General features: G+C 73.9%; 14 protein-coding genes. All 14 read right to left on the bottom strand.

From position 1 onward, the window contains the following. Positions 1-5: 5 nt before the first annotated feature. The gene (locus ABRQ22_RS21515) at positions 6-344 is read right to left on the bottom strand and encodes a P-II family nitrogen regulator (RefSeq protein WP_253051268.1); all 339 of its coding nucleotides are present in this window, start codon (positions 342-344) and stop codon (positions 6-8) included. Continuing rightward, positions 341-1,654: an ammonium transporter gene (locus tag ABRQ22_RS21510; RefSeq protein WP_253051267.1), complete on the bottom strand. Its 1,314-nt coding sequence runs from the start codon at positions 1,652-1,654 to the stop codon at positions 341-343. Before ABRQ22_RS21510 ends, ABRQ22_RS21515 begins: the two co-directional genes overlap by 4 nt. A gap of 225 nt (positions 1,655-1,879) precedes the next feature. Continuing rightward, positions 1,880-3,052 carry a signal recognition particle-docking protein FtsY gene (gene ftsY / locus ABRQ22_RS21505; RefSeq protein ID WP_253051266.1) on the bottom strand — a complete coding sequence of 391 codons (1,173 nt, stop codon included), beginning with the start codon at positions 3,050-3,052 and terminating at the stop codon, positions 1,880-1,882. Between the two features lie 63 nt (positions 3,053-3,115). Beyond that, positions 3,116-3,496, bottom strand: coding sequence for a hypothetical protein (locus ABRQ22_RS21500; protein ID WP_253051265.1), 381 nt, complete (start codon positions 3,494-3,496; stop codon positions 3,116-3,118). 150 nt (positions 3,497-3,646) lie between these two features. Continuing rightward, positions 3,647-7,204 (bottom strand): chromosome segregation protein SMC, encoded by a 3,558-nt coding sequence (gene smc / locus ABRQ22_RS21495; RefSeq protein WP_353708116.1) that lies wholly within the window; start codon positions 7,202-7,204, stop codon positions 3,647-3,649. Positions 7,205-7,348: 144 nt separating this feature from the next. Beyond that, a complete protein-coding gene (ndk, locus tag ABRQ22_RS21490) occupies positions 7,349-7,801 on the bottom strand; it encodes a nucleoside-diphosphate kinase (RefSeq protein ID WP_253051263.1) in 453 nt (150 codons plus the stop codon). A 67-nt stretch (positions 7,802-7,868) separates the two neighbouring features. After that, entirely contained in the window at positions 7,869-8,363 is a 495-nt protein-coding gene (locus ABRQ22_RS21485) for a DUF4233 domain-containing protein (protein WP_308202275.1), read from the bottom strand. A gap of 4 nt (positions 8,364-8,367) precedes the next feature. After that, the gene (locus tag ABRQ22_RS21480) at positions 8,368-10,095 is read right to left on the bottom strand and encodes an MDR family MFS transporter (protein WP_253051262.1); all 1,728 of its coding nucleotides are present in this window, start codon (positions 10,093-10,095) and stop codon (positions 8,368-8,370) included. A 117-nt stretch (positions 10,096-10,212) separates the two neighbouring features. Beyond that, entirely contained in the window at positions 10,213-10,881 is a 669-nt protein-coding gene (locus tag ABRQ22_RS21475) for a TetR family transcriptional regulator (RefSeq protein WP_253051261.1), read from the bottom strand. A 96-nt stretch (positions 10,882-10,977) separates the two neighbouring features. After that, the gene (dhaM, locus tag ABRQ22_RS21470) at positions 10,978-11,715 is read right to left on the bottom strand and encodes a dihydroxyacetone kinase phosphoryl donor subunit DhaM (RefSeq protein ID WP_353708115.1); all 738 of its coding nucleotides are present in this window, start codon (positions 11,713-11,715) and stop codon (positions 10,978-10,980) included. Continuing rightward, positions 11,712-12,356, bottom strand: coding sequence for a dihydroxyacetone kinase subunit DhaL (gene dhaL, locus ABRQ22_RS21465; protein WP_253051259.1), 645 nt, complete (start codon positions 12,354-12,356; stop codon positions 11,712-11,714). Before dhaL ends, dhaM begins: the two co-directional genes overlap by 4 nt. Positions 12,357-12,426: 70 nt before the next feature. Then, positions 12,427-13,422, bottom strand: coding sequence for a dihydroxyacetone kinase subunit DhaK (gene dhaK, locus ABRQ22_RS21460; protein ID WP_253051258.1), 996 nt, complete (start codon positions 13,420-13,422; stop codon positions 12,427-12,429). A 193-nt stretch (positions 13,423-13,615) separates the two neighbouring features. After that, positions 13,616-15,037: a folylpolyglutamate synthase/dihydrofolate synthase family protein gene (locus ABRQ22_RS21455; protein ID WP_353708114.1), complete on the bottom strand. Its 1,422-nt coding sequence runs from the start codon at positions 15,035-15,037 to the stop codon at positions 13,616-13,618. After that, positions 15,034-18,504 (bottom strand): isoleucine--tRNA ligase, encoded by a 3,471-nt coding sequence (gene ileS, locus ABRQ22_RS21450; RefSeq protein WP_353708113.1) that lies wholly within the window; start codon positions 18,502-18,504, stop codon positions 15,034-15,036. Before ileS ends, ABRQ22_RS21455 begins: the two co-directional genes overlap by 4 nt. Positions 18,505-18,735 lie beyond the last annotated feature (231 nt).

The raw sequence follows: 18,735 nt of genomic DNA, 5'->3' as shown, positions 1-18,735 counted from the left end.
TCGCCTCACAGGGCGCCGGGGCCGTGCTCGCCCGTGCGCACGCGGGCGACGTCGTCCACCGGGACCGTCCAGACCTTGCCGTCGCCGATCTTGCCGGTCTGCGCCGCCTTGACGATCACCTCGGTGACCGCGGTCGCGTCGGCGTCGTCGACGAGGACCTCGACGCGGACCTTGGGCACCAGGTCGACCGTGTACTCCGCACCGCGGTAGACCTCGGTGTGGCCCTTCTGGCGCCCGTAGCCGCTGGCCTCGCTGACCGTCATGCCCCGCACGCCCGCGGCCTCGAGCCCCGACTTCACGTCGTCGAGCCGGTGCGGCTGGATGATTCCCGTGACGAGCTTCATGCCCGCACCTCCTTGATGACGCTGCCCTGCTGGATGGACTCGTACGCCGTCTCGCCGTGGACCGCGAGGTCGATGCCGCCGACCTCGGCGTCCTCGCTGACCCGCCAGCCCATCGTCGCCTTGAGGATCAGGCCGATGACGAGCGTCGTGGCCGCCGAGAACACGATGGCGACGAGGGCGATGAGGATCTGCACGACGAGCTGCTGCGCGCCGCCGCCGAAGAAGAGGCCCGTGTCGGTGGCGAGGAAGCCGATCGCGACGGTACCCCAGAGGCCCGAGACCAGGTGGACGCCGACGACGTCGAGCGAGTCGTCGTAGCCGAAGCGGTACTTGAGACCCACCGCGAGCGCGGAGAGCGCGCCGGCGACGAGGCCCAGGACGATCGACGTCACGGGGTTGAGGGCGCCCGCGGCCGGGGTGATCGCGACGAGACCCGCCACGACGCCCGACGCAGCACCGAGCGACGTCGCGTGGCCGTCGCGGATCTTCTCCGTGAGGAGCCAGCCGATGATGCCCGCCGCGGTGGCGCTCGTCGTGTTGACCCACGCGAGTCCGGCGGTCTCGTTCGCACCGAAGGCCGAGCCGGCGTTGAAGCCGAACCAGCCGAACCACAGGAGGGCCGCGCCGAGCATGACGAACGGCAGGTTGTGCGGGCGCATCGGCTCCTTGCCGAAGCCCTTGCGCTTGCCGATGAGGATCGCGAGCACGAGGGCCGCGACGCCGGCGTTGATGTGGACGACGGTGCCGCCCGCGAAGTCGATCGGCGCGACCGTGGCGGCGCCGTCCGTCACCCCGAAGACGCGTGCCGCGAGGCCGTTCTCGTTGCCCGAGAGGAAGCCGCCGCCCCAGACCATGTGGGCGAGCGGGAAGTAGGTGACGGTGACCCAGATCGCCGTGAAGGTGAGCCAGGTGCCGAACTTCACGCGGTCGGCCAGCGCACCCGAGATGAGCGCGACCGTGATGATCGCGAACGTCACCTGGAACGCGATGTCCACCACGTTCGGGTAGTTGCCGAGCGTGCTCGCCACGGCGCTGCCGTCGGCGTCCGTGATCGCCCCCGAGAGGCCGAACTGCGCGAACGGGCTGGCGACGAGGCCGCCCGTCCCGGCCTCGCCGTAGGACATCGACCAGCCCCACAGCACGTAGACGACGCCCACGACGGCCATCGCGCCGAACGACATCATCATCATGTTCAGCACGGACTTGGCGCGGACCATGCCGCCGTAGAAGAACGCCAGTCCGGGCGTCATCAGGAGCACGAGGGATGCTGAGGTCAGCATCCACGCGGTTGCCCCGGTGTCCCACTCCATCGGATCATCTCCCCTCGCCAGCCGGGCGGCCGGTCGGGGACTACGGTGGTGCGGGCGGGTTTCCCCCGCGGTGTCGCCGTGTTACGCGGGTGTGACAAGCGTTCCTCGGACGTAAACGTTCCGTTTCACCGCCCCTTCACACCTCCGGGGACGTCGCACCGCGTCCGGATCGCGACACGCTCGTGATCGGAGCGTGACACGACCGTGACCCGTGGACGTCCCCCGTCAGTCGCCGAGGAGCCCGTCGACGAACTGCTCCGGGTCGAACGGGGCGAGGTCGTCGGGTCCCTCCCCCAGCCCGACGAGCTTCACGGGGACGCCCAGCTCGCGCTGCACCGCGACGACGATGCCTCCTCGTGCCGTCCCGTCGAGCTTCGTCAGGACGATGCCCGTCACACCGGCGACCTCGCCGAACACGCGCGCCTGGTTGAGACCGTTCTGCCCCGTGGTCGCGTCGAGGACGAGGAGGACCTCGGAGAGCGGCGCCTCCTTGGTGATGACGCGCCGGATCTTGCCCAGCTCGTCCATGAGGCCCTGCTTGTTCTGGAGCCGGCCGGCGGTGTCGACGAGCACGACGTCCACGCCCTCGGCGCGGCCCCGGCGCACGGCGTCGAACGCCACGGCGGCGGGGTCGGCGCCGTCGCGGTCCGAGCGCACGGTCGGGACGCCGACGCGCGAGCCCCAGGTCTCGAGCTGGTCCGCCGCCGCGGCCCGGAACGTGTCCGCCGCGCCGAGCACGACGCTGCGGTCCTCCGCGACGAGCACGCGCGCGAGCTTGCCGACCGTCGTCGTCTTCCCCGTGCCGTTCACGCCGACGACGAGCACCACGGCCGGCACCGGGTTCCCGTCCTCGCCGGCGTGGGGCGACGTCGCGAGCGACCGGTCGAGCGACGGGTCGACGAGCGCGACGAGCTCCGTGCGGAGCAGGTCGCGCACGCTCGCGGCGTCCCGGACGCCGAGGACGCGGACCTTGGTGCGCAGCGCGTCGATGAGCTCGCCGGCAGGACCGGCGCCCACGTCCGCGAGCAGGAGCGTCTCCTCGAGCTCGTCCCAGTCGTCCTCCGCGAGGTGGTCGCGCGAGAGCACGGAGAGGAGCCGGGCGCCGAGCGGCGAGCCGGAGCGCGCGAGGCGCTCACGGAGCCGGACGAGGCGACCGCCGACGGGCTCGGGCCGCTCGACCGTCGGCGCGGGAGGCGCCTCCTCCACGGGCGGGGCCTGCACCTCGGCGCCCGGGGGCGCCGTCACGGGCTCGCGGGTCGCCGGCGGCTCGGCGGGTGCGGTGGGCGGGGGCTCGACGACGTCGCGGCGACGCCGACGGACCGACACGGTCCCGAAGGTGACGAGGCCGACGAGAAGCAGGACGCCGAGGACGATCCAGAGCGGGAGGAGGTCGTTCACCCCGGAAGTCTCTCAGACGAGGGCGGAGGCCACGCGGCGGTCACGCCCGTGGTCCCGCGGTGGTCACGCCTGAGGGGGACGCTCTCCCGTGTGCAGCGGCCGCACGCGCTCCCGCGCGCGGTGCAGGACGTCGGTGAGCTCCTCCGCGTCGACGTACGCGTTCGACGTCACCTCGGTCGCGGTGAAGAAGTCGTCGATGCTCGTGTCGACCGGCCGAGGCATGCGCACGGTCCCGACGTGGTGGGCGTCCAGGTTCCCGCGGCGACGCCGCCGACGCAGCCCCGAGCGGAAGTCGCGCCAGAACGCGCGCATCCCCTGCTCACCGGACCGGTCCCCCGCCGCGCCCGTGGCCTGGGCCTCCGAGCGCGCGACGACGCTCGCGAACAGGAACACGACGGCGGCGACGCCGAGCGTGAGCCCCAGCCACACGAACATCCAGACCATGAGGTCCAGTATCCGGGTCGACGCACGCGGCGCGACCCGTGCCACGCCGTGCCGTCCGATCGGCACCACATCTTCACAAGGCCCGGAATTCCAACGTTTCTCCAGCGTCCGCCCAGGTCGCGCACGTGCCGTGCGGCGGCGTGAGCCCGCTCACACGGGGACCTCCTCGCGCGTCTCGTTCATCCGCTGGCTGATGACGGTCGTCACGCCGTCGCCGCGCATCGTCACCCCGTAGAGGGCGTCGGCGATCTCCATCGTGCGCTTCTGGTGCGTGATGACGATGAGCTGCGAGTCCTCCTGGAGTTCCCGGAAGATCTCGAGGAGCCGGCCGAGGTTGACGTCGTCCAGCGCGGCCTCGACCTCGTCCATGACGTAGAACGGCGAGGGCCGGGCCTTGAAGATCGCGACGAGCAGCGCGACCGCGGTGAGCGAGCGCTCGCCCCCGGACAGGAGCGAGAGCCGCTTGACCTTCTTGCCCGCCGGCCGCGCCTCGACCTCGATCCCGGTCGTGAGCATGTCGTCCGGGTCCGTGAGTACCAGCCGTCCCTCGCCGCCGGGGAACATGCGCGCGAACACCCGCTCGAACTGCTCGGCGGTGTCGCGGTACGCGTCGGCGAACACGCGCTCGACGCGCTCGTCGATCTCCTTGACGATCTCCAGGAGGTCGGCACGCGACTTCTTGAGGTCGGCGAGCTGGTCCGCGAGGAACTTGTGCCGTTCCTCGAGCGCCGCGAACTCCTCGAGCGCGAGCGGGTTCACCTTGCCGAGCCGACCGAGGTCCCGCTCGGCGGCCCGGAGCCGCTTCTCCTGGGCCGCGCGGTCGTAGGGCACGGTGCGCGGCTCGTCGTCGTCCGACGCGACCGGGACGTCGCGGTGCGGGCCGAGCTCCTCGACGAGGACCGCCGGGTCGAGGCCGAGCTCGTCGACGCTGCGCGCCTGGAGCTGCTCGATGCGCAGCTGCTGCTGCGCGCGCGCCACCTCGTCGCGGTGCGCGACGTCGGTCAGCTCGCGCAGGCGGGAGGCGAGGTCGTCGACCTCGCGCCGGGCAGCGGTCACGGCGGCGTCGCGCTCCGCGCGCGCCGCCTCGGCGGCCGCGCGCTCCTCGCCCGCGCGGGCGAGGGACCGGTCGACCGCGCCGAGGGCGCGCGCCGCGCCGTCGCGCACGGCCGACGCGCGCTCGGCCTGGCGCACCCGGGCGGCCTCGCGCCGCGCGGCCCGCTCGCGCGCCTCGCGCTCCGCCGCGGCGGCCCGGGCGAGCGACTGCGCCCGGCCGGCCACGGCGCGCGCACGTTCCTCGCTGGTCCGCAGCGCGAGACGCGCCTCGGTCTCGGTGGTGCGCGCCGCCGACGCGAGCGCGAGGAGACGGTCGCGCTCGGTCGTCGCGTCGGCGACCGCCTCCTCGGACTGCTCCGGGGCCGCCTCCGCGACGTCGAGCCGCGCCACGAGGTCCGCGAGCACCTCGCGCGCGTCGTCGAGCCCCTGCGACGCGCGCTCGAGCGAGGTACGCACGCGCTCCGCCTCCGCCGCGGCCGACCGCGCCGTCGCGCCGAGGTGTCCGAGCTGTTCCGCGACGGCCGCGAGCTGGGCGTCCGACTCGTTGAGCCGGTCGAGGGTGTCGTCGTACCGAGCGCGGGCCTCCTGCGCGGCGTCGCGCGCGCCCACGAGGGCGAACCGCGCGCGCTCCCCCCGGGCCGCGGCGTCGTCGTGGGCGGCGCGCGCCTCGTCGAGGGCGGCCTGCAGGTGCAGCACGCTCGGAGCGGAGGCCGACCCGCCCCACGCGCGGGTCGTCGCGAGGAGATCGCCGCCGCGCGTCACGACGGAGATGCCCGGGTGCCGCGCCACGAGGGCGCGCGCGTCCGCGAGGTCCTCGACGACCGCGACGTCGGAGAGCAGCGCGCGCACGGCGCCGCCGACGCCCCCGCCGGCCGTCACGACGTCGACGACCCAGCGCGCGCCGTCCGGCAGGGCGACGTCGCCGTGCACGCTCCCGTCCGCCCCGTCGGCCGCCACGACCAGGCCCGCCCGTCCGGCGTCCTCGGTGCGCAGGTAGCGCAGCGCGTCGACGGCGGCGTCGACCGACTCGACGGCGACGGCGTCCGCGGCGGGGCCGAGCGCCGCAGCCACGGCGTCCTCGTACCCGGCCTCGACGCCGAGCAGCGCCGCGAGAGACCCCACCACCCCGACGCCGTCGGCCGCGAGCAGCGCGCCGGCGCCGTCCTTGCGGTCCAGGCTCAGCTCCAGGGCCTCGATCCGCGCGCTCCACGTGGCGCGCTCCTGGTCCGCCACGGACGCCTCGTCCTCGAGCTCCCGCACGACCGTCGTCGTCCGCTCGACCTCGTCCGCTGCGGCCTCGTGCTCGGCGTCGAGGCCTTCCTCGCCCTCCTCGGCGCCGACCACCTGGGTCTCCAGCACCGCGAAGTCCGTGCGCGCCTGGGTGCCCCGGTGCTCGGCCTCCGCCAGCGACTCGCGGAGGCGCCCGATCTCCGCCTCCGCGGCCTCGACCCGCGTGCGCTGCGCGGCGACCTGGCCCGCGAGGCGCGCGAGGCCCTCCCGCCGGTCGGCGGCACCGCGGAGCAGCGTCGCGACCGCGCGCTCGGCCTCGCCCGCCGACCGCTCGGCGTCCTCGCGGTCCGCGACGGCCGCCGCGAGCGCGTCGCGCGCCCGGACGACCTCCGCCTCGAGCTCGGCCTCGGTCGCGCGCACGCGCTCCGCCTGGGCCTCGAGCTCGTCGGGGTCCTGGCCCCGCTGGGCGGGCTCCGGGCGACCGAGCAGGCGGACCCGCTCCTCCGCGAGCGTCTGCGTGCCGCGCAGGCGCTCGCGCAGGGACGACAGCCGGAACCAGACGTCGGTCGCGGCACCGAGCGCGGGCGCCGCCTCCGCGGCCTCGCGCTCGAGCCGGCCGAGCCCGTCGCGGGCCGTGGCGAGCGCCCGCTCGACCTCCGCCTGCTGCGCGCGCAGCGCCGCCTCGTCCGCGATCTCCTGCTCCAGGGTCGCGGTGAGCTGCGCGAGGTCGTCCGCGAGCAGGCGGGCCTTGGCGTCGCGCAGGTCCGCCTGGATCGTCGCCGCCTTGCGGGCGATCTCGGCCTGGCGTCCCAGCGGGCCGAGCTGGCGGCGGATCTCGGTCGTGAGGTCGGCGAGGCGGGTGAGGTTGGCCTGCATCGCGTCGAGCTTGCGGAGCGCCTTCTCCTTGCGCTTGCGGTGCTTGAGGACGCCCGCGGCCTCCTCGACGAAGCCGCGGCGGTCCTCGGGGGTCGCGCGCAGGACCGCGTCGAGCTGTCCCTGCCCGACGATCACGTGCATCTCCCGGCCGAGGCCGGAGTCCGAGAGGAGGTCCTGGATGTCGAGGAGGCGGCACGCGGCGCCGTTGATCGCGTACTCGGAGCCGCCGCTGCGGAACAGCGTGCGGGAGATCGTCACCTCGGTGTAGTCGATCGGCAGCGCGCCGTCGGTGTTGTCGATCGTCAGGGAGACCTCGGCGCGCCCGAGCGGCGGCCGCCCGGACGTCCCGGCGAAGATGACGTCCTCCATCTTGCCGCCGCGCAGCGTCTTGGCGCCCTGCTCACCCATGACCCACGCGAGCGCGTCGACGACGTTGGACTTGCCCGAGCCGTTCGGCCCGACGACGCACGTGACCCCGGGCTCGAAGCTCAGCGTCGTCGCGGACGCGAACGACTTGAAGCCGCGCAGCGTCAGGGTCTTGAGGTGCACGGACCCGAGCCTAGTGGCGGCCCCCGACGAACCCGCGGATCTGCGCCCCGCGCGGCCGGACGCCGTCGGCGGGGCGCCGGGACGCGAGACGCCCCGCCCCGGCCGGTGCGGCCGGGACGGGGCGCGGTGCCGCGTGACGGTGCGTCAGCCGAGCTCGGGGAACCAGAGCGCGATCTCGCGCGCGGCGGACTCGGGCGAGTCGGAGCCGTGGACGAGGTTCTGCTGGACCTTGAGGCCCCAGTCGCGGCCGAGGTCGCCGCGGACGGTGCCGGGCAGGGCCTCGGTCGGGTTCGTCGCGCCCGCGAGGGAGCGGAAGCCGGGGATGACGCCCTGGCCCTCGGCCACGACCGCGAGGATCTTGCCCGAGAGCATGAAGTCGACGAGCGGCTGGTAGAACGGCTTGCCCTCGTGCTCGGCGTAGTGCGCGGCGAGCAGCTCGGGCGTCGCGTCGAGCAGGCGCACGGCGGCGAGCGTGTAGCCCTTGGCCTCGACGCGCCGCAGGATCTCGCCGGACAGGCCGCGGCGGACGCCGTCGGGCTTGACGAGGATGAGGGTGCGCTCGATGGTCTCGGTCAGTGCGGGTGCGACGTCGGTCATGGTCGCCGAGCCTACCGGCCGCGCGGGCGTGCGGGACGCCGTGACCACCGGGCCCGTGAGGCGCGCCTCAGTCGGCGTTGGGCGCGGTCTCGGGGTGCTCGGCGTCGTACGCGGCGCGCTCCCGGTCGATGCGCCCGCCGAGCCGGATCGAGACGACCCACAGCACGACGAAGAGCCCGCCGACGACGAACATCATCGGCACGACGAGGCCGAACGCCAGGACCGGCACCTGGACGACCGACCCGGCGACGTAGCCGCCCGGCGTGCCGACCATGCGCGAGAGGACGACGAGCACGACCGCGAGGGCGCCGCCCACGAGCCAGATCGACGTCGCGCTCGGCAGCTCGAGCGGCCCGCGCGAGTACGGCACGTCCCGCAGCCCGTAGGCGACGAGCGTGGCGAACACCACGAGGAACGCCTCGAGCAGCAGCGTGGTGGACGCGAACTGGACCTTCGCGGGCTTCTTGGGCTTGATCCGGTCGCCCGGCGAGGGGCGCACCGGGCCCGCCGCGCGGCCGTAGCGGGACGGCTGCGCGGCGGGCTGCGACGGCGAGGTGCTCACCCGGTCAGGATACCGGCGTGGCGTCGCGGCCCCGGTCCTCCGGGTGGTCGCCGCCCGCCCCCGCGGCTCCCGCGGTCACGACGGCCGGGGCCTCGCCCGCGCCGTCCTCGACCGGCACCGGGGCGTCCTCGACGAGGTCGCCGTGGTCCGCGACGGCCTCGCCGCGCGCGACCATCCCCGCGACGTCGGAGAGCTTGACCTCGCGCAGGAAGAGCGCGAGGACGAACCCGACGAGCACGAGCGGGACGAGGTACCAGAAGGCCGGGGCGAGCGCGTCCGTGAACGCGTCGACGACGCCCGTGTGGATCGGCTCGGGGAGCTGCTGCACCATCTCGGGCGTGAGCGAGGCCCCCTCGGCACCGGCGGGGGCCGAGCCCGCGGGCAGGCCCGCGAAGACGCCCTCGAGGTTGTCCGCGAGGCGCGACGTGAAGATCGTGCTGAACAGCGCCGTGCCGACGGCCGCGCCGATCTCGCGGAAGAAGTTGTTCGCGCTCGTCGCGGTCCCCAGCTCGTGCGGGTCGACGGCGTTCTGGACCGCGAGGACGATCGTCTGCATGACGAGGCCCATGCCGGCGCCCATGACGAAGATCATGGCGCCGAAGAGCCACATCGACATGTCCCCGGTGATGCGCGTGAGCCAGATCATGCCCGCGGCGGTGATCGCGAGCCCGACGACCGGGAACACCTTGTAGCGGCCGGTCTTGGTGATCGCGATACCGGACCCGATCGCCGTGAGCATGACGCCCGCCATCATGGGCAGCAGGAGGAAGCCGGACTCGGTGACCCCGGCGCCGGTCGACATCTGGAGGAACGTCGGCAGGAACGCGAGCGCCGAGAACATGCCCATGCCCAGCACGAGGCCGATGAGCGTCGCGATCGTGAACGTCCGGTTCTTGAAGAGGTGCAGCGGGAGCAGCGGCTCCTCGGCACGGTTCTCCACCACGACGAACGCGGCGATCGACACGATCACGACCGTGACGAGGCCCAGGAGCCACGGGTCCGACCAGTCGTAGCCGCGCGAGCTGGTGAGGGACTCCCAGCTCGTGACGAGCACGATGCCGGACGTGGCGACGACCATGAGGAAGATCCCGGCGACGTCGATCTTGCGGCCCGAGCGGTGCGACGGGAGCTTGAGCGCGACCCACGCGACGACGAAGGCCGCGACGCCGATCGGCACGTTGATCCAGAACGCCCAGCGCCAGCCCGGCCCCTCGGTGAACCAGCCGCCCAGGAGCGGCCCGATCACGGCCGCGATGCCGAACAGGGCGCCCATGGGACCCATGTACTTGCCGCGGTCCTTCGCGGGCACGATGTCCGCGATGATCGCCTGCGACAGGATCATCAGACCGCCGCCGCCGAGGCCCTGCACGCCGCGCCAGGCGACGAGCTCGGGGAACGACTGCGCGAACCCGGCACCGGCCGACGCGATGGTGAAGAGCCCGATCGCGACGAGGAACGGCCACCGACGACCCCAGAGGTCGCCGAACTTGCCGTACAGGGGCATGACGATCGCGATGGCCAGGATGTAGGCCGTGATGACCCAGCCCTGGTGCTCGACGCCGTGGAGCTCGCCGACGATGGTCGGCATCGCGGTGCCGACGATCGACTGGTCGAGGGAGGACAGGAACATCGACGCCATGAGCGCGCCGAAGATCACCCACACGGTGCGCGGGGTGAGCACGACGAGCGGCTTGGCGCCGTCGACGGGGGGTGCTGCGGTGGAGGAGGCCATGAGGATCCGGTTCGGTCAGGACGGGCGGGCGCGCGCCGACGGGCGCGGCCCGTCGTCGGGTGGGGAGCTGGTGAGGCGGTGGAGCGGTGGTGGTGCGGTGGCCCGCAGGGCGTGCGGCTAGCGGGCCACGGGATCAGGGGCGCGCGTGTCCGCCAGGAGCGCGCGGAGCTGGGCGACGACGGTCGGCAGGTGGTCCACCGGCTCGCCCTCGCGGTCGCGCTGCTGCCACTCGAGGGTGCTCGCGCGCAGCAGGCTCATGACCACGAGGGCCAGGAGCTCGGGATCGGGGACGAAGGGCCGGGCGGCCCGGCGTGCGACGAACATGTCGACGAGCTCCGCGCGATGGCCGTCGACCCACGCGACGTGCCGCGCGACGAGCTGCGGCTCGCGCTGGACGAGCTCGAGCGTGCGCGCCATGCGCTCGGGCGTGACGACCTGGTGCCCGAGCACGTCGGCGACGACCACCTCGAGGTCGTCGAGCAGGGCGCCCGTCGGGCCGCCCTCGACGAAGGCCGCGACGACCTCCGGGCGCACGGAGAAGTCCTCCAGGCCGAGCACGGCGTCGTCCTTGGAGGGGAAGTAGTTGAAGAACGTGCGCGGCGAGACCCCGACCTCGGCACAGATGTCCTCGACCGTCACCGCGTCGAAGCCGCGCTCCAGCACGAGCGTCTGCGCGGCCTCGACGAGCGCTTCCCGTCGGGCGCGCTTCTTGCGCTCTCGCAGACCGCCGGGAGACGGCGCGAGGCACGTCGCGGCCCGCTCGACCAACGAGGGGCGAGCGGGCACGTCAGGGAGAGTCAGGGGCACCCGTGTATTCTTGCACCCTCTGCAATTTTGCATCAACTGCAATATGGCGTGACGCCCGTCACACCGGGGTGCCGGTCAGACCTCCCCGAATCCGCCCTCCACGGCCTCGACGACCGCGCGCACGGCGTCGGCGGCCTGGGGTCCCTCCCCCGTCACGGTGAGGTCCTGCCCGCCCGTGGCCCCCAGCTTCATGAGCTCGAGGACGCTCGCGCCGTTGACCCCGTCGATCGCCACCGTCGCGTCGAAACCGGCGACGAGCCGCGCGAGCACCGCGGCGGGGCGCGCGTGCAGGCCGAGCGGGTTGCGCAGCGCGACGACGGCGCGCGTCGCACCGTCCGCGGGAGGCTCCGCCCGGGTCGCCGACGCCTCCTCGGCGGGAGCTCCGCCAGCGACCGCGAACGTGCCGCCCGCGTGCTCGGCCGACGCGAGCACCTCCGCGACGTCGCCCCCACCGTGCGCGGTCACCGCCGCCGCCACCGCGCCCTCGACGAACGGGGCGTCGGCGAGCCGGACCCTCCCGTCGAACCCGTCCTCCATGTCCAGCACCGACTCGACGGTCATGACGGCGGAGCCCAGGTCGGCGAGTACGACCACGCCCTCCGCGACGGCCAGCGCCTCGTCGAGCGCCGCGGACACCCGGTCGTAGCTCGTGCCGAGCCCGCCGTCGTCGGTCCCTCCCGCGGCGAGCAGCAGCACACCGGGAGCCATCTGCGCGGACAGCTCGACGGCACCCTCGGCGAGCCGCTGCGAGTGCGAGACGAGGACGAGCGCGACGCGCGCTCGCGCCCCGACCGGCCCGGCGGCGCCGCTCACGCCGTCGCCGCGTCGCGCGCGGCCTCGAGGAGGATCGCGGTCGAGGTCGCCCCCGGGTCCTGGTGCCCGGCGCTGCGCTCACCCAGGTAGCTCGCGCGGCCCTTCGTCGCGACGAGCGGGACCGTCGCCTCGGCGCCCGCGCGCGCCGCCTGCGCGGCGGCGGCGAGGACGTCGCCGGTCGACGCCCCGGCGTCCGCGGCGGCCTCCGCGGCGTCCACCGCCGGCTGCCAGGCGTCCACCATCGTCTTCTCCCCGACCTGCGCCTTGCCACGGGCGGTGATGCCCTCCAGCGCGCCCTCGAGGAGGGCCACCACGCCGTGGGCGTCGAGCTCGGACAGGCCCGTCACCTTCGCCGCACGCAGGTAGGCGGTGCCGTAGAGCGGCCCCGAGGCGCCGCCGACGGACGACATGAGGGTCGTGGCCACGAGCTTGAGCACGTCGCCGATCTGACCCGGCGGCTGGTCCCCGGCGGCCGTCCCGTCGAGCTTGGCGACCACCGCGCGGAACCCCCGGTCGAGGTTCTCCCCGTGGTCGCCGTCACCGATCTGGCGGTCCAGCTCGGTCAGCTCGTCCCGTGCCGCCGCGATGCGCTCCGCGCTCAGCCGCGTCCACCGGTCCGCCCAGGCCACGTCCAGCGTCATGCCCCACCTCTCCTCGCCGTCGAGCCGGCGGTCCGCCGGCCCCTCGGAGACTGCACGCACGGGCGCCGCCTCACCAGCGCAGCGCAGCCGTGTGGACGGGAGCGTCCCACAGGGCGGTGAGCTCGTCGTCCAGGCGCAGCACGGTGACCGACGCACCCTGCATCTCCAGCGACGTGACGTAGTTGCCGACGAGCGAGCGCGTCACCCGTACGCCGCGCCCCTCGAGCAGCCTCCTCGCCTGACGATAGACGACGTACAGCTCGGACAGCGGCGTACCGCCCATTCCGTTAACGAACAGCAACACGTCCTCGCCGTCCGACAGGCCCAGGTCGTCGGCGACGGGGTCCACGAGCCGCTGCGTGATCTCGTCCGCCGAGGCCAGCGGGATGCGGTGCCGGCCCGGCTCGCCGTGGATGCCGATCCCGATCTCGACCTCGTCGTCGCCGAGGTCGAAGCTCGGCTTGCCGACGTGCGGGACCGTGCAGGCGGTGAGCGCGACGCCCATCGAGCGCACGTTCGCGACGACGCGGCCCGCGATCTCCGTCACCGCGCCGAGGTCGTCGCCGCGCTCGGCCGCGGCGCCCGCGATCTTCTCGACCGCGACCGTCCCCGCGACGCCGCGCCGGCCGGCGGTGTAGAGCGAGTCCTCGACCGCGACGTCGTCGTTGACGAGGATGCTCGTGACCTGGGTGCCCTCCGCCTCGACGAGCTCGACCGCCGTCTCGAAGTTCAGCACGTCGCCCGTGTAGTTCTTCACGATCGCGAGGACGCCCGCGCCCGAGTCGGCGCCGAGGATCGCCGGGACGATCTGGTCCGGCGTCGGCGAGGTGAAGACCGCGCCCGGGACCGCGGCGTCGAGCATCCCCAAGCCGACGAAGCCCGCGTGCAGCGGCTCGTGCCCGGACCCACCGCCGGAGACCAGCCCGACCTTCCCGGGGACCGCACCCCCGGCCCGCGAGACGTAGGGCGGCGCGAGGTGCACCTCCACGAGGTCGGCGTGCGCCTGGCCGAACCCCTCCAGGGACTCCGACACCGCGTCCTGGGGATCGTTGAGCAGCTTCTTCACCGGTCATCCCTCCATCGGTCCGTGCGCCCGGTGCTCCGGACGCCGACGACCCCCGCCCGGCGTGTCCGTCGCCGTCGTCGCCTCCATCAAACACCCGGGTGCGGCGGGCCGCGAGGCGTCCCCGACGCGACGAGGCGCGCCACCCGGTGGCGCGCCTCGTGCGCGGAGGAGCAGTGCCGCGCGGGACGGGGCGTCAGCCGCGCCCGAGGAGGATGCGCGCGTCGGCGACCGTGACGACCGAGCCCGTGACGAGCACGCCCGAGCCGGTCCCCACGCCCACCGCGTCGTCCCGCTCGGCGAGGTCGACGGCCACCTGGAGCGCCTCGTCGAGCCGCTCGGTGCTGTGCACGCGGTCCTCGCCGAACACGTCCGCGGCGAGCTCGGCGAGGTCGGCGGGATCGGCCGACCGCTCGGAGCTGTTGCGCGTCACGACGACCTCGGACAGCACCGGCTCGAGCGCCGCGAGCAGCGGCTCGGCGTCCTTGTCCGCCATGATCGCGACGACCCCGACGAGGTGGCGCAGGTCGAACGCCTCGCCGAGCGCGGTCGCGAGCGCCTCCGCGCCCGCGGCGTTGTGCGCCGCGTCGACGAGGACGGTCGGGCTCGACCGCACGACCTCGAGCCGGCCCGGCGAGGTGACGTCCGCGAAGGCCGCCTCGACGAGCGTGCCGTCGAGCGCCCGGCCGCCGAGGAACGCCTCCACCGCGCCGAGCGCGAGCAGCGCGTTGTGCGCCTGGTGCTCGCCGTGCAGCGGGAGGAACACCTCGGTGTAGAGCGCGGCGGGCGTGCGCAGGTCGAGGAGCTGCCCCCCGACCGCGACCTGCCGTGCCGCCACGTCGAGGTCGACGCCCTCGCGCAGCAGGCGCGCACCGACGCGCTCGGCGCGGGCGCGCAGCACCTCCTCGACCTCCGGGCGCTGCGCGGCGGAGACGACGGTCGCGCCACCCTTGACGATGCCCGACTTGACCGTCGCGATCTCCTCGAGCGTGCTGCCGAGCCAGCGCTCGTGGTCGAGCGCGACGGGCGTCACGACGGCGACCTCGGCGTCGACCACGTTGGTCGAGTCCCACTCGCCGCCCATGCCGACCTCGACGATCGCGACGTCGACGGGCGTGTCGGCGAACGCCGCGAACGCCACGCCCGTGAGCACCTCGAAGAAGCTGAGCTGCGACTGCCCGGCCTCGGCGAGCTCGGCGTCGACGACCTGCACGTACGGGTAGACGTCCTCCCAGACCTCGACGAACCGGCGCGCCGAGAGCGGCTCGCCGTCGACGACGATCCGCTCGGTGACGCTCGTCAGGTGCGGGCTCGTGAACATCCCCGTGCGCAGCCCGTGCTCGCGCACGAGGCGCTCCGCGACGCGCGCGGTGCTCGTCTTGCCGTTGGTCCCGGTGAGGTGGATCGTCCGGAACGCGTGCTGCGGGTCGCCCAGCAGCTCGAACAGGCGCCGCACCCGGTCGATCGTCGGGTCGAAGTCGTGCTCGGGAGCACGGGACACGATGTGCTGGTAGACACGCTCCAGGTCCGCCTGCGCGGCGACGTCCTCCGCGGCCGCGCGGGCGTCCTTCGCGCTCTGCCGGCGTGCGGCGCCGGGGTCCTTGCGGGCGGCGCTCACAGGATCACCGCCGTCTCCGGAACGGTGCCGTCGGCCTTCTCGACGCGCACGGAGCGCACGTCGGTCGGCGACGTCTCGAGGACGACCTCGACCGCGAGGGTCTCGCGCGCGACGAGGTCGCGGTGCTCCTCGACCGCGACGAGCCACTCGCCGGGCACGTCGAGCGACAGCCGGATGCGGTCGGCCACGTCGAGGCCGGCGGCCTTGCGCGCGTCCTGCACGTCGCGGATCACGTCGCGTGCGTAGCCCTCGGCGAGCAACGCGTCGTCGAGCGCGAGGTCGAGGACGGCAAACCCGCCGCTCGCGAGCACCGCGGCGGCGACGCTCGGTGCCTCCGCGTCGGGCTCCGGGCCGCCGGCCCGGGTGGCGGCGACCACCGTCGTCAGCTCGTACTCCGCGGGCAGGAGCGCGACGTCGCCGTCGTCCGTCGTCACGACGACCTCCCCGGCGTCGTCCACGCGCCACGCACCCGCCTTGGCGGCCTTGATGACGGCCTGGACCCCGCGGCCCAGGCGCGGTCCCGCGGCGCGCGCGTTCACGGCGAGGCGCTGCGTGATACCGAAGCGCTCGGCGGCGTCCGAGTCGGTCGACTCGAGCTCGACGGCCTTGACGTTGAGCTCGCGCGCCAGCAGGTCCGTGTACGGCGCGAGCGCCTCGGGGTCGTCCACGACGACCGTGAGGCGCGCGAGCGGCTGGCGCACGCGGAGCTGGTGCGCCTTGCGCAGGCCGAGCGCGGCCGACGCGACGGCGCGGACCTCGTCCATCGCGGCGACGAGCGCCGGGTCGGCGACGAGGGACGCGTCCGGGACGTGGCGCACGGCCACGGCGGACGAGCCGTCCTCGCCGACGAACCGCTCGCCGACCTCTTCGGTGGACGCCGGCCAGTCGGTGAGGTGGACCGAGCGCCCGCCCGTCAGGCCGCGCCACACCTCCTCCGCGAGCAGCGGGGCGAGCGGCGCCATGACGCGCGTGAGCGTCTCGAGCGCCGTGTACAGCGTGTCGAACGCGTCGGCGTCCTCGGCCCAGAACCGGTCGCGCTGGGTGCGCACGTACCAGTTCGTCAGGACGTCGAGGTGCTCGCGCACGGTCTCGCACGCGCCGGCGATGTCGTAGGCGTCGAGCTGCTCGGTGACGCGCACGACGAGGTCGTGCGTGCGCGCGAGCAGGTAGCGGTCGAGCGCCGGGAGCCCGGCCACGCGCTCGGGTGCGACCTTCTGCGCGACGTATCCCGCCGCGCCGCCCGGCTCGCCCGCGCGCGCCTGCGCCTTCGACGTGTTCGCGTACAGGGTGAAGAAGTAGTACGTGCTCCACAGCGGGAGGAGCACCTGGCGCACCGCGTCGCGGATCCCGTCCTCGGTGACGACGAGGTTGCCGCCGCGCAGGATCGGCGAGCTCATGAGGAACCAGCGCATCGCGTCGGAGCCGTCGCGGTCGAAGACCTCGTTGACGTCCGGGTAGTTGCGCAGGGACTTGCTCATCTTGCGGCCGTCGGAGCCCAGCACGATGCCGTGCGAGACGGCCGAGCGGAACGCGGGGCGGTCGAACAGCGCGGTCGCGAGCACGTGCAGCGTGTAGAACCAGCCGCGCGTCTGGCCGATGTACTCGACGATGAAGTCGCCCGGGTTGTGGTGCTCGAACCAGTCCGTGTTCTCGAACGGGTAGTGCACCTGCGCGTAGGGCATGGACCCCGAGTCGAACCAGACGTCCATGACGTCCTCGACGCGGCGCATGGTCGAGCGGCCCGTCGGGTCGTCGGGGTTGGGCCGGGTGAGGCGGTCGACGAACGGGCGGTGCAGGTCCGGCTCGCCCTTCTCGTTGCGCGGCAGCGTGCCGAAGTCGCGCTCGAGCTCGGCGAACGACCCGTAGACGTCGACGCGCGGGTACTGCGGGTCGTCGGAGCGCCACACCGGCACCGGGCTCCCCCAGAACCGGTTGCGCGTGATCGACCAGTCGCGCGCGTTCTCGAGCCACTTGCCGAACTGGCCGTGCTGGATGTGCTCGGGCGTCCAGGAGATCTGCTCGTTGAGCTCGACCATGCGGTCCTTGAACGTCGACACCGCGACGAACCACGACGACACGCCCATGTAGATGAGCGGCTGCCGGCAGCGCCAGCAGTGCGGGTAGGAGTGCGCGTACGACTCGCGGCGCAGCAGCACCGTCCCGACGCTGGTGGCGCCGAGCGCGAGGTCCGGAGCCGCCTCGCCCGCCGCCACCGCGGCGTCGTGCCGCGTCCGGCCCTTGAGGTGGTCGATGATGAGCGCGTTCGCGTCGAAGACCTGCAGGCTCTCGTAGTCGACGACGGGGAAGACGAACTTGCCGTCGGACGCGACCGGGAGGACCGGCTCGACCCCCTCGCGGTCGGAGACGACCTTGTCCTCCTCGCCGAACGCGCCGGCGTTGTGCACGAGGCCGGTGCCGTCCGTCGTCGTGACGAAGTCCGCCTCGACGACGCGGTGCGCACCGGGGTGGCCGGCGAAGTAGGAGAACGGCGGCGTGTAGGAGCGCCCGACGAGGTCGGCGCCCGTGAGGCGCTCGACGACCTGCGTCGTCACGTCCTCGACGCCCTCGTCGGCGAGCTCGCGCGCGTACGCCCCGAGGCGCTCGGCCGCGATCACGTAGCGCTCCGTGACGCCCGTGAACGACGACTCCACGACGACGTACTCGACGTCCGGCCCGACCATGACGAACAGGTTGGACGGCAGGGTCCAGGGCGTCGTCGTCCAGATGAGCGCGAGCTCGCCCGTCTCGAGCCGGAAGCCCACGGTGACCGCCGGGTCCTGGCGGACCTGGTACACGTCCTCGTCCATGCGCAGCTCGTGGTTGGACAGCGGCGTCTGGTCGTTCCAGCAGTAGGGCAGCACGCGGAAGCCCTCGTAGACGAGGCCCTTGTCGTAGAGCTGCTTGAACGCCCACAGGACCGACTCCATGAACGTCGGGTCGAGCGTCTTGTAGTCGTGCTCGAAGTCGACCCAGCGCGCCTGGCGGGTCACGTAGTCCTGCCACTCGCTCGTGTACTTCAGCACCGACGCGCGGCACGCGTCGTTGAACCGCTCGATCCCCAGCTCGAGGATCTCCTCCTTGGTCTTGATCCCGAGCTGGTCCATCGCCTCGAGCTCGGCGGGCAGGCCGTGCGTGTCCCACCCGAAACGGCGCTCGACGTGCTTGCCGCGCATCGTCTGGTAGCGCGGCACGACGTCCTTCGCGTACCCCGTGAGCAGGTGCCCGTAGTGGGGCAGGCCGTTGGCGAACGGCGGGCCGTCGTAGAAGACGAACTCGTTGCTGCCGTTCTCGCCGGCGGAGTTGCGCTCGACCGAGGCGCGGAACGTGTCGTCCGCCTCCCAGTAGGCGAGGACCTCGCGCTCGATCGCGGGCAGGTCGGGAGAGGCAGGCACGCCGAACGCGGCTCCGGGGTGCGAGTCGGCGGCAGAGGCGGCGGACGAGGGGGCGCGGTGCAGCGGATAGGCCATGGTCTCGAGGACTCCGGAGGGTAGCGGCCGGCGGGGTGTCCGCCGTGGTGGTACGGGTCGGTCGTGCTCTCCTGCGAGGACGACTCCCCCACCCAGGGGCGGGCTCGCCGCGGTACCACCTCGCTTGCCGGCGTCGTCCCCCGCGCCCGACGTCGTCGGGCGCGGCGGGCGGTCGCCGACCGCTCGTCGCAGGCTGTGACGGGCCCACCCGTCCGGGTCTAGTGAGGACCT

This window comes from Cellulosimicrobium sp. ES-005, assembly GCF_040448685.1.
GTDB lineage: Bacteria > Actinomycetota > Actinomycetes > Actinomycetales > Cellulomonadaceae > Cellulosimicrobium > Cellulosimicrobium cellulans_G.
Note: the sequence above shows the minus strand (reverse complement) of the source record. Positions and strands in the feature narration are given on the sequence as shown.